The organism is Streptomyces sp. NPDC034084 (assembly GCF_055575535.1).
In genome coordinates this window covers 94262-108670 of sequence record NZ_JBVISK010000004.1, presented here as the reverse complement: position 1 = coordinate 108670, position 14409 = coordinate 94262, and the positions used below count along the sequence as shown (strand labels likewise).

14 protein-coding genes are annotated in these 14409 nt (G+C 71.3%); 10 read left to right on the top strand and 4 right to left on the bottom strand.

Annotated elements, in window-relative coordinates; translation table 11 throughout:
- The 4 genes from ACZ51I_RS15625 (at window position 1) to ACZ51I_RS15610 (ending at window position 3719) form a co-directional block, all read left to right on the top strand.
- Window positions 1-1353 carry an APC family permease gene (locus ACZ51I_RS15625; protein WP_468875863.1) on the top strand — a complete coding sequence of 451 codons (1353 nt, stop codon included), beginning with the start codon at window positions 1-3 and terminating at the stop codon, window positions 1351-1353.
- A 72-nt stretch (window positions 1354-1425) separates the two neighbouring features.
- Window positions 1426-2643, top strand: coding sequence for an exodeoxyribonuclease VII large subunit (xseA, locus tag ACZ51I_RS15620; protein WP_468875861.1), 1218 nt, complete (start codon window positions 1426-1428; stop codon window positions 2641-2643).
- Between the two features lie 53 nt (window positions 2644-2696).
- Entirely contained in the window at window positions 2697-2957 is a 261-nt protein-coding gene (locus tag ACZ51I_RS15615) for an exodeoxyribonuclease VII small subunit (RefSeq protein WP_468875859.1), read from the top strand.
- 171 nt (window positions 2958-3128) lie between these two features.
- Window positions 3129-3719: a malonic semialdehyde reductase gene (locus ACZ51I_RS15610; RefSeq protein ID WP_468875857.1), complete on the top strand. Its 591-nt coding sequence runs from the start codon at window positions 3129-3131 to the stop codon at window positions 3717-3719.
- Window positions 3720-3782: 63 nt separating this feature from the next.
- On the opposite strand, the gene ACZ51I_RS15605 is transcribed toward ACZ51I_RS15610, so the two are convergent.
- Complete coding sequence (locus ACZ51I_RS15605) at window positions 3783-4316, bottom strand: DUF4245 domain-containing protein (protein ID WP_468875855.1); 534 nt, start codon at window positions 4314-4316, stop codon at window positions 3783-3785.
- A 117-nt stretch (window positions 4317-4433) separates the two neighbouring features.
- Here ACZ51I_RS15605 and glpX point away from each other — a divergent pair, with 117 nt between their 5' ends.
- A complete protein-coding gene (glpX, locus tag ACZ51I_RS15600) occupies window positions 4434-5468 on the top strand; it encodes a class II fructose-bisphosphatase (protein ID WP_468875853.1) in 1035 nt (344 codons plus the stop codon).
- Window positions 5469-5561: 93 nt separating this feature from the next.
- Here glpX and ACZ51I_RS15595 read toward each other — a convergent pair whose 3' ends face one another.
- On the bottom strand, window positions 5562-5933 hold the full coding sequence (locus ACZ51I_RS15595; protein ID WP_030692804.1) for a WhiB family transcriptional regulator: 372 nt from the start codon (window positions 5931-5933) through the stop codon (window positions 5562-5564).
- 145 nt (window positions 5934-6078) lie between these two features.
- Window positions 6079-6798, bottom strand: coding sequence for a DUF1707 SHOCT-like domain-containing protein (locus tag ACZ51I_RS15590; RefSeq protein ID WP_468875850.1), 720 nt, complete (start codon window positions 6796-6798; stop codon window positions 6079-6081).
- A 373-nt stretch (window positions 6799-7171) separates the two neighbouring features.
- Here ACZ51I_RS15590 and ACZ51I_RS15585 point away from each other — a divergent pair, with 373 nt between their 5' ends.
- The 3 genes from ACZ51I_RS15585 to ACZ51I_RS15575 all read left to right on the top strand — a co-directional run bounded on the left by ACZ51I_RS15585 (window position 7172) and on the right by ACZ51I_RS15575 (window position 10389).
- Window positions 7172-8845, top strand: coding sequence for a fumarate hydratase (locus ACZ51I_RS15585; protein ID WP_468875848.1), 1674 nt, complete (start codon window positions 7172-7174; stop codon window positions 8843-8845).
- 238 nt (window positions 8846-9083) lie between these two features.
- Complete coding sequence (locus tag ACZ51I_RS15580; RefSeq protein ID WP_468875846.1) at window positions 9084-9713, top strand: HAD family acid phosphatase; 630 nt, start codon at window positions 9084-9086, stop codon at window positions 9711-9713.
- A gap of 34 nt (window positions 9714-9747) precedes the next feature.
- A complete protein-coding gene (locus ACZ51I_RS15575; RefSeq protein ID WP_468875844.1) occupies window positions 9748-10389 on the top strand; it encodes a lipoprotein in 642 nt (213 codons plus the stop codon).
- 71 nt (window positions 10390-10460) lie between these two features.
- Here the strand turns inward: ACZ51I_RS15575 and ACZ51I_RS15570 are convergent, their stop codons facing one another.
- Window positions 10461-11990 (bottom strand): ricin-type beta-trefoil lectin domain protein, encoded by a 1530-nt coding sequence (locus tag ACZ51I_RS15570; protein WP_468875842.1) that lies wholly within the window; start codon window positions 11988-11990, stop codon window positions 10461-10463.
- A gap of 107 nt (window positions 11991-12097) precedes the next feature.
- On the opposite strand from ACZ51I_RS15570, the gene ACZ51I_RS15565 reads away from it, so the two are divergent.
- Together ACZ51I_RS15565 and fomD are read left to right on the top strand one after the other, a co-directional pair.
- Window positions 12098-13498: a class II fumarate hydratase gene (locus tag ACZ51I_RS15565; RefSeq protein ID WP_468875840.1), complete on the top strand. Its 1401-nt coding sequence runs from the start codon at window positions 12098-12100 to the stop codon at window positions 13496-13498.
- A gap of 118 nt (window positions 13499-13616) precedes the next feature.
- The gene (gene fomD, locus ACZ51I_RS15560) at window positions 13617-14282 is read left to right on the top strand and encodes a cytidylyl-2-hydroxypropylphosphonate hydrolase (protein WP_468875838.1); all 666 of its coding nucleotides are present in this window, start codon (window positions 13617-13619) and stop codon (window positions 14280-14282) included.
- Window positions 14283-14409 lie beyond the last annotated feature (127 nt).

Sequence of the window (14409 nt, the reverse complement as noted above, 5' to 3'; positions counted from 1 at the left end):
ATGGCTCAGGAGACGCAGGCGGCGGACCACGAGGGGCTCCGACGGAATCTCGGATTCCGTGACCTTGTCGTGTACGGACTGCTGTTCATCGCCCCCATGGCGCCGGTCGGCGTCTTCGGCACGCTCGACGCGAAGTCGCACGGGGCCGTCGCACTGGTGTACGTCGTGGCCACCGTCGCCATGGCGTTCACCGCGTTCAGCTACGCCCAGATGGTGCGGGTCGCGCCGCAGGCCGGTTCGGTCTTCACGTACGCGCGCAAGGGCCTCGGCGAAGGGCCGGGATTCATCGCCGGGTGGATGGCGATGCTCGACTACCTGCTGATCCCGGCCGTCGCCTACCTCTTCGCGGGCATCGCGATGGAGGCGCTGGTCCCCGACGTGGACCGGTGGGTGTGGACCGGGATCGCGGTGGTGGTCACCACCCTGCTGAACCTGTGGGGCGTGCGGGCGGCGGCCCGGGTCGGCTTCGCGGTGCTCGCGATGGAGATCGTGGTCCTCCTGGTGTTCATCGTGTCGGCGGTGGTGACGCTCGTACGGGACGGGGCGCTGCGCGACTGGTGGTCACCGCTCACCGGCGACGTCTCGTTCTCGCTCGCCGCGGTGGTGGGCGCGGTGTCGGTGGCCGTCCTGTCCTACCTGGGGTTCGACGCCATCGCCTCCTTCGCGGAGGAGGTCACGGGCGGCTCGGCGAAGGTGGCGCGGGCGGTGCTGTTCTGCCTGGCGCTCGCGGGCGTCCTGTTCGTGGCCCAGACCTGGCTGGTGGCGCTCCTCGAGCCGCTCTCCTCGGCCGAGCTCGCCGCCGACCCGGCCAAGCAGGGCTCGACCTTCTACGACGCCGTGGACGACTCCGTCGGGGGCTGGCTGCACGATCTGGTGGCCGTCTCCAAGGCGATCGGCGCTGCCTTCGCGGCGCTCGCGGGGCAGGCGGCGGGCGGCAGGCTGCTGTTCGCGATGGGCCGCGACCGGCGCCTTCCGCATCTGCTCGCCCGCACCGACGGCGGCGTCCCGCGGGTGGCGCTGCTCGTGGCGGCGACCGTCACGATGATCGCGGCGCTGTGGGCGGCGCGCCGGGACGACGGCCTCGACCACCTGGTGTCGGTGGTCGACGTCGGCGCGCTCACCGCCTTCATCCTGCTGCACGCGAGCGTGGTGGGCTGGTTCGCCGTACGGCGGGCGGAGGGGCCGCCGCACTGGCTGAAGCACGTCGTCCTGCCGGTGGTCGGCGCGGCGATCCTGGTCGCGGTGATCGTCGAGGCCTCGGCCGCCGCACAGGTGGTGGGGGTGGTGTGGCTGGGCGTGGGCCTCGTCGTCCTCGCCGTCCAGGGCGCGACGCGGCCGTCCACGCGCGCGTGAGGCCGTCCGGCGCGCCCGGTGCGGGCGTCACGCGCCGCTGACGTTGTCCTACCTCGCGGTTACGCTCGGTCCATGGGTCTGACTACGTCCGCAGAAGCGCCGCTTCCCGTCGGTGAGGTCTCCCGGCTGATCGGGGGGTGGATCGACCGGCTCGGGGCGATCTGGGTCGAGGGGCAGATCACGCAGCTCTCGCGGCGCCCCGGCGCCGGGGTCGTCTTCCTGACGCTGCGGGATCCCTCGTACGACATCTCCATCGGCGTCACCTGCTACCGCCAGGTCTTCGACGCGGTCGCGGACGTCGTCTCGGAGGGCGCCCGGGTCGTCGTGCACGCGAAGCCCGAGTGGTACGCGCCGCGCGGGCAGCTGTCGCTGCGGGCCGTGGAGATCAAGCCGGTCGGGATCGGCGAGCTGCTCGCGCGCCTGGAGCAGCTGAAGCGGAGCCTGGCCTCGGAGGGGCTGTTCGCGCTCGACCGGAAGAAGCCGCTGCCGTTCCTGCCGCACCTCGTGGGCCTGGTCTGCGGGCGCGCCTCGGCGGCCGAGCGGGACGTCCTCGAGAACGCGCGCCGTCGCTGGCCCGCCGTCCGCTTCGAGGTGCGGAACGTCGCGGTGCAGGGCGTGAAGGCGGTGCCGCAGGTCGTCCAGGCGGTCAAGGAGCTGGACGCGCACGAGGACGTGGACGTGATCATCGTGGCCAGGGGCGGCGGCAGCGTCGAGGACCTGCTGCCGTTCTCGGACGAGCAGCTGGTCCGGGCGGTGGCCGACTGCCGTACGCCGGTGGTGTCCGCGATCGGGCACGAGCCGGACTCGCCGCTGCTCGACCTGGTGGCGGACCTGCGCGCCTCGACGCCGACGGACGCGGCGAAGAAGGTCGTCCCGGACGTCGGCGAGGAGCTGGACCGGGTGCGCGGGCTGCGGGACCGGGCGCTGCGGACCGTGCGCGGCCTCCTGGAGCGGGAGGAGCGGGGCCTGGCGCACGCGCTCGCGAGGCCCGTCATGGAGCATCCGCAGCGCATGGTCGAGGTTCGCGAGGAGGAGATCGCGGCGCTCCTCGCCCGGAGCAGGCGGGTCCTCGGGCACCTGCTCGACCGGGCGGACTCGGAGCTCTCGCACACGCGGGCGCGGGTCCGGGCGCTGTCGCCGGCGGCGACGATGGAGCGGGGGTACGCGGTGCTGCAGCGCGCGGACGGGGCGGTGGTCCGCTCCCCCGGGGAGGTCACCGAGGGCGAGGATCTTCGGGCCAGGGTCGCCGAGGGCGAGTTCACGGTGCGCCGCGTGGCCGATCCCGTCTGAGCGGGACCTGCCACGGCATTCAGCAAGAGCGGATTCGAAGGATGGAGCGGGAGATGGCAGCGGGTACGGACACGAGCGCCGAAGAGGCGGCCCTCGGCTACGAGCAGGCGCGGGACGAGCTGATCGAGGTCGTGCGGCGCCTCGAGGCGGGCGGGACGTCCCTGGAGGAGTCGCTCGCGCTCTGGGAGCGGGGCGAGGAGCTGGCGAAGGTGTGCCGGCGCCGTCTGGAGGGGGCGCGGGCCCGCCTCGACGCCTCGCTGGCGGCCGAACGCGCGGCGGAGGGGGAGGGGGACGGGGAGGCCGGCGAGGAGTAGCGCCGACGCGACGCGCCTCATGGGGTCCCGCACCCTGGTGCGGGCTCGGCAGTGAAGCGGATCACTATCCGGATGGATTAGTTGAACTTTCACCAATCAGCGGCGTACTGTCGGGACATCGCTTGACCCCGTACGAGCGACCCCCCTTTTGCAGTCCGGAAGGTACGCAGTATGTCTCTCGCCCTTGACGCCGTCGCCCAGGACCTCCTCTTCCGCGAGGCCCGCACCGCCAACACGTTCACCGACGAGCCGGTGACCGACGAGCAGGTGCAGGCGATCTACGACCTGGTGAAGTACGGCCCGACCGCCTTCAACCAGACCCCGCTGCGCATCACCCTGGTCCGCTCCCCCGAGGCCCGCGAGCGCCTGGTGAAGCACATGGCCGAGGGCAACCGGGCCAAGACCGCCGCCGCCCCGCTGGTCGCGATCCTCTCCGCCGACAACGAGTTCCACGAGGAGCTCCCGGCCCTGCTCCCGCACTTCCCGCAGGCCAAGGACATGTTCTTCGCCGAGCGCCCGGTCCGCGAGGGCTCCGCGCTGCTGAACGCCGCCCTCCAGGCCGCGTACTTCATCGTGGGCGTCCGTGCCGCCGGCCTGGCCGCCGGTCCGATGACCGGCCTGGACTTCGCCGGCGTCCAGAAGGAGTTCCTGGACGACGACCACACCCCGCTGATGGTCGTCAACATCGGCAAGCCGGGCGAGGACGCCTGGTTCCCGCGCTCCCCGCGCCTGTCGTACGACGAGGTCGTCACCACCGTCTGAGTGGTACGCGAGAAGGGCCCCGCACTCGTGGAGTGCGGGGCCCTTCCCCTTGCTTCCGGCGCTTCAGAGCTTCTTCGACTGGAGCGAGCCGGCCATCTCGGCGAGCCGCTCGAAGGAGGCCGTGCCGGCCACCACGGTCGTCGCGCCGTTCTCCGTGCGGACGAGCGCGTCGTACTTCGGGCCCTCCCAGCGCTGCCAGACCCGGCCGGCCACCGTCTCGGTCTTCCCGGTGTTCTTCGCCTTCAGGGTCACCTCGGGCACGAACTTCCGCGGCTCCGCCGTCGACTGGTTGACCGCCACGTACTGGGTGTCCGGCGAGAGGAAGCCGAGCTGCCAGGCGTCGGCCTTCTCGCGCTGGTACGAGACGACCGTGGCCCTCCAGCCCTCGCCGAGGCCCTCGGGGGCCAGCACCGGATACGGCGCCGCCCGCTGGGCCGTGAGGAGCTCGACCCGGTAGTCCTTCACCTTGACCGGATCGGCGTTCTCATCGTGCGGAATGAAGAGATACATCACACCCGCGGCGACCATGATCACCCCGAGGGACTGGAACATCCCGCGTACCGTCTGCCTGCCTCGCATACCTGCCACGCCCACCATGGTCGCATCACGGTGTCGTGCTCATACGTGGGCCCCTCTGCTCATTATGTCGACGTACCGATAGAGTCGCAGCACCCTCTTTTATCCGGCCGTCGCCGTACAGAAAGGTGCGTTCCGATGACCGAGCACCACCACCTTCCGCCCGAGCTTGTCGTTTCCCCCGAGGCCCCCGACCGCAACCTCGCCCTGGAGCTGGTCCGCGTCACCGAGGCCGCCGCCATGGCCGCCGGCCGCTGGGTCGGCCGCGGCGACAAGATCGGCGCGGACGGGGCGGCGGTCAACGCCATGCGGACCCTGATCTCCACCGTCTCGATGAACGGCGTCGTCGTCATCGGCGAGGGCGAGAAGGACGAAGCCCCGATGCTCTTCAACGGCGAGCGGGTCGGCGACGGCACCGGCGCCGAGGTCGACATCGCCGTGGACCCGATCGACGGCACCACGCTCAACGCCAAGGGCATGCCGAACGCGATCGCCGTCCTGGCCGCCGCCGACCGCGGCAGCATGTTCGACCCGTCCGCGGTCTTCTACATGGACAAGCTGGTCACCGGCCCCGAGGCCGCCGACTTCGTCGACATCAACGCCCCCGTCTCGGTCAACATCCGCCGGGTCGCCAAGGCGAAGAACTCATCGCCCGAGGACATCACGGTCGTCATCCTGGACCGCCCCCGCCACGAGGGCATCGTCAAGGAGATCCGCGAGACCGGCGCCCGGATCAAGTTCATCTCGGACGGCGACGTCGCCGGTTCGATCATGGCCGTCCGCGAGGGCACCGGCGTCGACATGCTCATGGGCATCGGCGGCACGCCCGAGGGCATCATCTCCGCCTGCGCCATCAAGTGCCTCGGCGGTGTGATCCAGGGCAAGCTGTGGCCGAAGGACGACGCCGAACGCCAGAAGGCGCTGGACGCGGGCCACGACCTGGACCGCGTGCTCTCCACGAACGACCTGGTCGGCGGCGACAACGTGTTCTTCGTCGCGACCGGCATCACCGACGGCGAGCTGCTGCGCGGGGTGCGCTACCGCGCCGAGACGGCGACCACGCAGTCGCTGGTCATGCGCTCGAAGTCCGGGACGATCCGCCAGATCGACTCGACGCACCGGCTCTCGAAGCTGCGCGCGTACAGCAAGATCGACTTCGACCGGGCGAAGTAACGCCCGCGCGGTCACGGTACGAAGAGGGGCGCCCCCATGTGCGGTGGGGGCGCCCCTTCTCGTACGGACCGGGGGAAGGTCTCCGTGATGCCGTCAGCCCGCCTGGGCGATCCGCTCGGTCGCGGCCGCTTTCCGCAGCTCCACCTCACGCCGCCGGCGCCGGGCGAGGACCACGCGGCGCTCCGCCGCCGTGAGCCCGCCCCACACCCCGTACGGCTCGGGCTGGAGCAGTGCGTGCTCGCGGCACTCGACCATCACGGGACAGCGTGCGCAGACCCGCTTGGCCGCCTCCTCGCGGGCGAGCCGTGCGGCGGTCGGCTCCTTGGAGGGGGCGAAGAAGAGCCCGGCCTCGTCCCGGCGGCACACCGCCTCCGCGTGCCAAGGCCCGGCCTCGTCCTCCCGGGCAGGGGCGCGCTGAGGGGGTACGGCGGCGACCTGGAGGGGCTGATGCGGCAGTTGCAGCACGGTCTACTCCTGACGACGGCTTCGCGAGCGAGCGGCGATGCACCAGCCCTACCCGCTGTGCGCGCGCCTATGCACTGCGTGCCCCGCCGTTCCGGACTGCGGATACCCGAGGGCGAATTCCGGTCACTTCAGGGGCTCTTGGGCGTCAGTGACCGAGGTGCTTGCGGAGCCTGCCCTGGAGGTCGGTGATCCACTTGCCGCGCTTGGGTCTCGCCTCGACGTTCCCGAAGACCGAGTAGCCGTTGACGACGACGACCGGCGCCTGCGGGTCGACCCCTTCCAGGGTCACGACCTCGAAGTTCCCGAAGATGCCGCTGCCGCTGCCGCGCAGGCTGATGTTCTCCGGGACCCGCACCTCGACGTTGCCGAAGATGGAGGTGGCGTTGATCGTGGTCAGCCGCTGGGCGAAGATCGCCTCGGTCAGGTCCACCTCGATGTTCCCGAAGAGCGCGAAGGCGTTCGTCCGGCGGCTCACCCGCCAGCGGCCCTTGCGGGTCGTGCTGGAGAAGATCGCGACGAGGTTGTCCGCGGGGCCCTCGGGGTCTTCGGGGCCGTAGGCGAAGGCCGGCTCGGACTCCCGGCCCGTGCGGGCGCCCGGTAGGTCGCGCACGATCGGCTCCAGCTCGCCGACGGTCTTGGCCCGGTAGACCGCGTCGATCCGGTCCGAGTGCTCCTCGGGGTCGAGCCGCCCCTCGGCCAGGGCGTCCCTGAGGATGTCCGCGATCCGGTCCCGGTCGGCGTCCGAGGCCCGCAGCGAACCCCGCGGATCGGCGAGAACGGGCTCGGCGAACGCGGGCTCCGCGGGGACGGCCTGCCGCTGCGGCTGCGGCTGCTTCTCGGGTTCGGGCTGCTTTTCGAGGTCCACGGAGCCAGCCTAGCGACGCGCGACAGATCGCAACCAGAGGGAGAGACCCTGGTCCCTCCCCTAGGGGATCGGGGGCGGATCGGAGGTGGATCGGAGGTGGATCGGGAGCGAGTTGCGGTGGCCGCTGCCGAACCGGGCACGCGCCGGGGCCGGCCGGTCGGCGGGTCGCCGGGTCGCGGGCCCCAGGTCGGCGGAGCGGCGGGTCGGCGGGTCGGCGTCGCCAGGTCGGGTGGAAGCACGCCATTCCGGTGCGGTCCCGGGCCCTAGTGAGCCTTACCTCACAGGATCGCCGCCGCCCCCGCGTCATACGCTGGAGGGCGCGCCGCCAATGGAGGCGGCGCTGCTGTCTGCCGAGTGAGGAATGGCCGCCGTCATGCCTGAGTTTGCGTACTCCGATCTGCTCCCCCTGGGAGAGGACACCACGCCCTACCGCCTGGTGACCTCCGAAGGTGTCTCCACCTTCGAGGCCGACGGGCGTACGTTCCTCAAGGTCGAGCCGGAGGCGCTGCGCAAGCTGGCCGCCGAGGCCATCCACGACATCCAGCACTTCCTGCGCCCGGCCCACCTGGCCCAGCTGCGCCGGATCATCGACGACCCGGAGGCGTCGGGCAACGACAAGTTCGTCGCGCTCGACCTCCTCAAGAACGCGAACATCGCCGCCGCCGGCGTGCTTCCCATGTGCCAGGACACCGGCACCGCGATCGTCATGGGCAAGCGCGGCCAGAACGTGCTGACCTCCGGCCGCGACGAGGAGGCCCTGTCCAAGGGCATCTACGACGCCTACACCAAGCTGAACCTGCGCTACTCGCAGATGGCCCCGGTCACCATGTGGGAGGAGAAGAACACCGGCTCGAACCTGCCCGCGCAGATCGAGCTGTACGCGACCGACGGCGGCGCGTACAAGTTCCTCTTCATGGCCAAGGGCGGCGGCTCGGCCAACAAGTCCTTCCTCTACCAGGAGACCAAGGCGGTCCTGAACGAGGCCTCCATGATGAAGTTCCTGGAGGAGAAGATCCGCTCGCTCGGCACGGCCGCCTGCCCGCCGTACCACCTCGCGATCGTCGTCGGCGGCACGAGCGCCGAGTTCGCGCTCAAGACCGCGAAGTACGCCTCCGCGCACTACCTGGACGAGCTGCCCACCGAGGGCTCGGCCGAGACCGGTCACGGCTTCCGCGACAAGGAGCTGGAGGAGAAGGTCTTCGAGCTGACGCAGAAGATCGGCATCGGCGCGCAGTTCGGCGGCAAGTACTTCTGCCACGACGTCCGCGTCGTCCGCCTCCCCCGCCACGGCGCCTCGCTGCCCGTCGCGATCGCCGTCTCCTGCTCGGCCGACCGCCAGGCCGTCGCGAAGATCACGGCCGAGGGCGTCTTCCTGGAGCAGCTGGAGACCGACCCGGCGCGCTTCCTGCCGGAGACGACCGAGGAGCACCTCTCCGCGGACGAGGACGTCGTCAGGATCGACCTCAACCAGCCGATGGACGAGATCCTCGCCGAGCTGACCAAGTACCCGGTCAAGACCCGGCTGTCCCTCAGCGGTCCGCTGGTCGTGGCGCGCGACATCGCGCACGCCAAGATCAAGGAGCGGCTGGACGCGGGCGAGGAGATGCCGCAGTACCTGAAGGACCACCCGGTCTACTACGCGGGACCCGCGAAGACCCCCGAGGGCTACGCCTCCGGCTCCTTCGGCCCGACGACGGCCGGCCGCATGGACTCGTACGTGGAGCAGTTCCAGGCGGCGGGCGGCTCGAAGGTCATGCTGGCCAAGGGCAACAGGAGCAAGCAGGTCACCGACGCGTGCGGCGCGCACGGCGGCTTCTACCTGGGCTCGATCGGTGGCCCGGCGGCCCGGCTCGCGCAGGACTGCATCAAGAAGGTCGAGGTCGTCGAGTACGAGGAGCTCGGCATGGAGGCGGTCTGGAAGATCGAGGTCGAGGACTTCCCGGCCTTCATCGTCGTCGACGACAAGGGCAACGACTTCTTCCAGAACCCGGCCCCCGAGCCGACCTTCACGCACATCCCGGTGCGTCAGGGGTCGCAGCTGTCGTAGCGGCTCACACGCACATCCCGGTGCGCGGCCCCGGCCTCGCCCGAGCGTCGCGGCTTTTCCGGAGCCCCTGGTCCGTGTGCGGGCCGGGGGCTCCGGCGTTTCCCGGCGTTTCGGGCGCCCGCGTCGGTCTTCGCTCAGAAAGTCGCTACCGACCGGTAGCCCTCTGGTCGCCTACTGGTCAGTATGGGGCGCGAGCATGTCAACCACTGAGCCGGTCGACCACTCCCGGGAGCCCCCCATGCCCTCCGCCAAAGCCGCCGCCACGGCCACCACCGCCCTCGGTCTGACGGCCCTCCTCGTCGCCGGGCCCGCGCCCGCCGCCTCCGCCGCCGCCCCGGACACCCACGCCACGTCGGCCGCCGCCGCCGCGGACGTCGACTACGCGACCTGGCGCCGCGACGTGGCGGCGGTCGTCGCCGAGGCCCGTCCGTACATCGAGGCGCGCGCCGAGGACGCCGGCCGCGAGAAGCAGGCCCTCGTCCTCGACATCGACAACAGCTCCCTGGAGACGGACTTCCACCCGTTCTGGGAGCTGCCGACCCCGGCCGTCGCCGACGTGCGCGCGCTCGTCCGCGACGCCCACGCGCGCGGGGTGGCCGTTTTCTTCGTCACCGCCCGGCCCGGGATCATCCACTCCCTGACCGACTGGAACCTGAAGAAGGCCGGCTACCCGGTCGACGGGCTGTACGTGCGCTCGCTCCCCGACCTGTTCGCCGAGGTCTCCGCGTACAAGACCGAGAAGCGCGCCGAGATCGAGGCCAAGGGCTACACGATCATCGCGAACATCGGGAACAACACGACCGACCTCGTCGGCGGTCACGCCGAGCGCGCCTTCAAGCTCCCGGACTACGGCGGCAAGCTCTCCTGAGCGCGGAACCCGCCGGGTCGGGGATCATGGCGCCATGCCAGAGAGAACACGTCCGATACGCACGGCCGTCCCCGCCGCCCTGGTGGCGGCCGGGGTGCTGACCGCCTGCGGGACGACCCCGGCGCCGGACGCCCCGGCGGGGCCGGCCGCCCCGGCTGCCACGGAGAAGGGCACCGCCCCCGCCGTCAGGGCCGCCGCCACGCTCGGCGGTCCCGGGACGGCCTGCGTGCTGCCCGTCTCCTTCGCGCTCCCGGAAGCCTGGGAGCCGAAGGCGGTCAAGGATCCCGAGGACCCGGAGTTCGCCGCGCTCACCCGGCAGGGGCCCGCCACCGTCCGCTGCGAGGTCGACGCCAAGCCGTCCGGGAACATCGGCTATCTGCGGGTGTGGACGGCCGTGAAGGGCCCGGCGCGCGTGGCTCTCGAAGGCTTCGTGAAGGCGGAGAAGGGTACGTCGGGCGTCTCCTACCGGGAGACGAAGGCGGGCGCGCTGCCCGCGACCGAGGTGACCTACACGGTCCACGACAAGCTGATGGAGGAGTCCAAGGAGGAGCGGGCGTTCGCCGTCGCCACTCCGAAGGGGACGGTCATCGTCCATCTCGGCGGGCTCGACACCGACGAGCACCGCGCGATGCTCCCCGCCTACGAGCTGGCGAAGAGCACGACGAAGGCGCTCTGAGGAGAGCTGGAGACACGACCGCGGCCCCCCGTCCCGCACCGGACGAGGGGCCGCGGCGTTCACGGGGGCTCCTACACGAACTTCTGGTTCGCGGAGCCGTCGCAGTTCTGGAGCCGGATCGGCTCCTTCGCCGCGCCCTGGGTGAGGCAGAGCCCGGCCGCGGCGGCGGGGCGGATGGTGGCGCCGTCACGGACGAACTTCTGGTTGGCGGCTCCGCTGCAGTTCCAGATGATGAGCGCCTTGCCGGCCTGGTACGCGGCGCCGGGCACGTCCAGGCAGCGGTCCTGGGTGAGCTGGGTGTGGACGGTCCGCCGGGCGGAGTCGTACCACCAGCCCTGGTTGCGGCCGCCGTGGCAGTCCCAGCCGAGGACGGCGGTCCCGTTGGCGGACTCGGACGCGTCGACGTCGACGCAGTTGCCGGTCGCCTGGTTCTTCAGCGGCTTGTACGCGTCGTCCCAGGCGAGCGGGAAGAGGGCCGGGGCGCCGGAGGAGTCGACGTCGGCGCAGCTCGCCTCGCGCAGACCCGAGTTGTAGAGCTGGGTCAGGCAGGACGCGAAGGCGCCGTGGCCGCTCTTGTTGGGGTGGAAGGACTGGCGTACGGAGTTCTCGTCGAGGCCGCCGGGCTTGGAGAGGTCGATGTAGAGGCCCCGGGCCCAGGTGTCCTCCATGCAGACCTCGTGGCCGTTGAAGAGCCGCGAGTTGTCGAGGTAGACGGCCCCGGTGTCGGCGGCGACCGTGCGCATGCCGCGTTCGAAGGCGGGGACGGCCGTGTTGCGGCCCCACTTGGTGTCGGAGTCGTAGCCCATGCCGCCGCAGGCCAGCTTGCCGGAGAAGTTCGGGTTGTCGTGGAAGTCGGGGCCGATCGGGCTGGGGTAGCCCATGACGACGAGCTTGTAGTCGCCGTCGGCGTAGCCGGCGTCGCGCATGACGGTCTTGAGGTCGCGGACGGTCTGCTCGACCTTGGGGACGAGTCCGTCGACGCGGGCCTGCCAGCCGGGGGCGTACTTGGGCTCGCAGGGGCCCTGGCTGAGCACGTACCGCTGGACGCAGTCGGTCATGACGGGCCCGAACTGCAGGTCGTCGTTGGCACCGGCGACGAGCAGGACCATCTTGATGCGGGTGTTGCGGGCCTTGATCGCGAGGTTGTCGCTCTGGACGAGCTCGTCGGCGTACTGCTTGGAGCCGCCGATCCGGATGTTGCCGGTGTAGGCGCCGGAGCAGGACACGTTGAAGGTGAGGTCCGCGGGGATCCCGGTGCGGTGGATGGCGGCGTCCGGGGAGCGGTGGCACCAGTTGGTGGGCCCGTTGGTGGGTGACTCGTACGTGCCGACGCCCTCGCCGGAGATCTCGCTGTCGCCGAGTGAGATCAGGCCGGTCCTGCGCTGGGCGAGCGGACGCTCCTCGGGGCTGCTGTAGATCCTGGTGGCCTCGGCGGCCCGGATGGCCTCCAGTTCGGGGGAGAGGGGTACGGAGGTGATTCCGGCCGTGGTGCTCGTGTCGGCCGCGCCGGCGGGGGCGGCGGCGGTCATGCTGCCGAGGGCCGCCGCGGCGGCGGCGACGGCCGCGACGGGCCAGCGGAGTCGGTACCTGGTGCGCTTCACTGCGCCTCCTGGAAGTGGGGTTACCCACGGTTTTTACTGGCCGGTACGCGCCTTGGGAATACATCGAACAAGACAAGTGCTCATCTTTTTGAGGAGGTTGACCAACCATGGGCAACGACGACGGATACCGCATCGAGCACGACTCCATGGGCGAGGTGCGGGTCCCCGCGCACGCCAAGTGGCGGGCCCAGACCCAGCGGGCGGTGGAGAACTTCCCGGTCTCGGGCCAGCGCCTGGAGCGCGCCCACATCGAGGCCCTGGCCCGCGTCAAGGCCGCGGCGGCCAAGGTGAACGCCGAGCTCGGGGTGATCGACGAGGACCGGGCGGAGGCGATCGTCGCGGCGGCGGAGGAGGTCGCCGAGGGGCGCTGGGACGAGCACTTCCCCGTGGACGTCTTCCAGACCGGCTCGGGCACCTCGTCCAACATGAACACCAACGAGGTGATCGCCACCCTCGCCACCGAGCGGCTCCCCGAGGGCCGCGAGGTCCACCCCAACGACCACGTCAACGCCTCGCAGTCCTCGAACGACGTCTTCCCCTCCTCCATCCACATCGCGGCCACCGGTGCCGTCACCCGCGACCTGATCCCGGCCCTCGACCACCTGGCCGCCGCCCTGGAGCGAAAATCGGCCGAATTCGCGTCGGTCGTGAAGTCCGGTCGTACGCATCTGATGGACGCCACCCCGGTCACCCTGGGCCAGGAGTTCGGCGGTTACGCGGCCCAGGTCAGGTACGGTGCCGAGCGGCTGCGCGCCGCCCTCCCCCGGCTCGCCGAACTCCCCCTCGGCGGTACGGCGGTGGGCACCGGCATCAACACCCCGGCGGGCTTCTCGGCGGCCGTCATCGCGGAGGTCGCCCGCGCGACCGGGCTGCCGCTGACGGAGGCCCGCGACCACTTCGAGGCTCAGGGCGCCCGCGACGGCCTGGTGGAGACGTCCGGCCAGCTCCGGACCATCGCCGTCTCCCTCACCAAGATCGCCAACGACCTCCGCTGGATGGCCAGCGGCCCGCGCACCGGCCTCGCCGAGATCAACCTCCCCGACCTCCAGCCCGGCTCCTCGATCATGCCGGGCAAGGTGAACCCGGTGATCCCCGAGGCGGTCCTGATGGTCGCCGCGCAAGTGACCGGAAACGACACCACGGTGGCGGTGGCGGGCGCGGCCGGGAACTTCGAGCTCAACGTGATGCTGCCCGTGATGGCCAAGAACCTCCTGGAGTCCGTACGGCTCCTCGCCAACGCCTCCCGGCTGCTCGCCGACCGCACGGTCGACGGCATCACGGCGAACGTGGAACGGGCCCGCGAGTACGCCGAGTCCTCGCCGTCCGTCGTCACCCCGCTGAACAAGTACATCGGCTACGAGGAGGCCGCCAAGGTCGCGAAGAAGTCCCTCGCCGAGCGGAAGACCATCCGCGAGGTGGTCCTCGAGTCCGGCTACGTCGAGCGGGGCGACCTCACGGTGGAGCAGCTGGACGAGGCGCTCGACGTGCTGCGCATGACGCACCCGTGACCCGGGGTCACGGGTCCCTGGTGGCCCCGGCGTGCCTGGCCCTGGTGACCGGCCGGTAGCCGACCCCGCCGTGATCTGCGCCGCAGCGGCGGTGGGAGCGCGCCCCTAAGATCTGCGCATGACAGGATCGGGCGGCTCTCAGCACTGGGCGCCGGGGGATCACATCCTCTGGCGCTACCGCGGCAACGGCACCGGCGCGGTGCACATCTGCCGGCCGGTGACGGTCGTCCAGGACACGCCCGAACTGCTCGCGGTCTGGATGGCGCCCGGCACCGAGTGCGTCCGGCCCGTCCTCGCCGACGGCACACCCGTCCACCAGGAGCCGCTCGCCACCCGCTACACCGCCCCGCGCACCACCGAGCGCGCCCGGTGGTTCGGCAGCGGGGTCCTGAAGCTGGCGCGGCCCGGCGAGCCGTGGTCGGTGTGGCTGTTCTGGGAGCGCGGCTGGCGCTTCCGCAGCTGGTACGTGAACCTCGAGGAGCCGCGGGTCCGGTGGTCCGGCGGCTTCGACTCCGAGGACCATTTCCTCGACATCTCCGTCTACCCCGACCGCAGCTGGCTGTGGCGGGACGAGGACGAGTTCGCGCAGGCCCAGCGGTCCGGTCTGATGAGCCCGGCGCAGGCCGCCCGGGTGCGGGCGGCCGGGGAGCGCGCGGTGGAGCGGATCAAGGCGTGGGGGGCGCCGTTCTCGGACGGCTGGGAGCACTGGCGGCCCGATCCTGGTTGGCGGGTTCCGGTGCTGCCGGCGGACTGGGACCGCACTCCGGCGCACACGGCGCCGTGAGACCCTTGATGCGCCCCCGGGGTTCAAACGTAGGATCGTCCTCCGCACGGCAGAGACGGAACGAACACCACGTCAGAACCACCGATCAGCACGTCAAGGACGCAGCGCAGCACAGGACCTGACCAGA

Bases quoted from the DNA above. Each gene is read 5' to 3' on its own strand.
- ACZ51I_RS15625 (WP_468875863.1), top strand. From the start codon at position 1: ATGGCTCAGGAGACGCAGGCGGCGGACCACGAGGGGCTCCGACGGAAT.
- xseA (WP_468875861.1), top strand. From the start codon at position 1,426: ATGGGTCTGACTACGTCCGCAGAAGCGCCGCTTCCCGTCGGTGAGGTC.
- ACZ51I_RS15615 (WP_468875859.1), top strand. From the start codon at position 2,697: ATGGCAGCGGGTACGGACACGAGCGCCGAAGAGGCGGCCCTCGGCTAC.
- ACZ51I_RS15610 (WP_468875857.1), top strand. From the start codon at position 3,129: ATGTCTCTCGCCCTTGACGCCGTCGCCCAGGACCTCCTCTTCCGCGAG.
- ACZ51I_RS15605 (WP_468875855.1), bottom strand. From the start codon at position 4,316: ATGGTGGGCGTGGCAGGTATGCGAGGCAGGCAGACGGTACGCGGGATG.
- glpX (WP_468875853.1), top strand. From the start codon at position 4,434: ATGACCGAGCACCACCACCTTCCGCCCGAGCTTGTCGTTTCCCCCGAG.
- ACZ51I_RS15585 (WP_468875848.1), top strand. From the start codon at position 7,172: ATGCCTGAGTTTGCGTACTCCGATCTGCTCCCCCTGGGAGAGGACACC.
- ACZ51I_RS15580 (WP_468875846.1), top strand. From the start codon at position 9,084: ATGCCCTCCGCCAAAGCCGCCGCCACGGCCACCACCGCCCTCGGTCTG.
- ACZ51I_RS15575 (WP_468875844.1), top strand. From the start codon at position 9,748: ATGCCAGAGAGAACACGTCCGATACGCACGGCCGTCCCCGCCGCCCTG.
- ACZ51I_RS15565 (WP_468875840.1), top strand. From the start codon at position 12,098: ATGGGCAACGACGACGGATACCGCATCGAGCACGACTCCATGGGCGAG.
- fomD (WP_468875838.1), top strand. From the start codon at position 13,617: ATGACAGGATCGGGCGGCTCTCAGCACTGGGCGCCGGGGGATCACATC.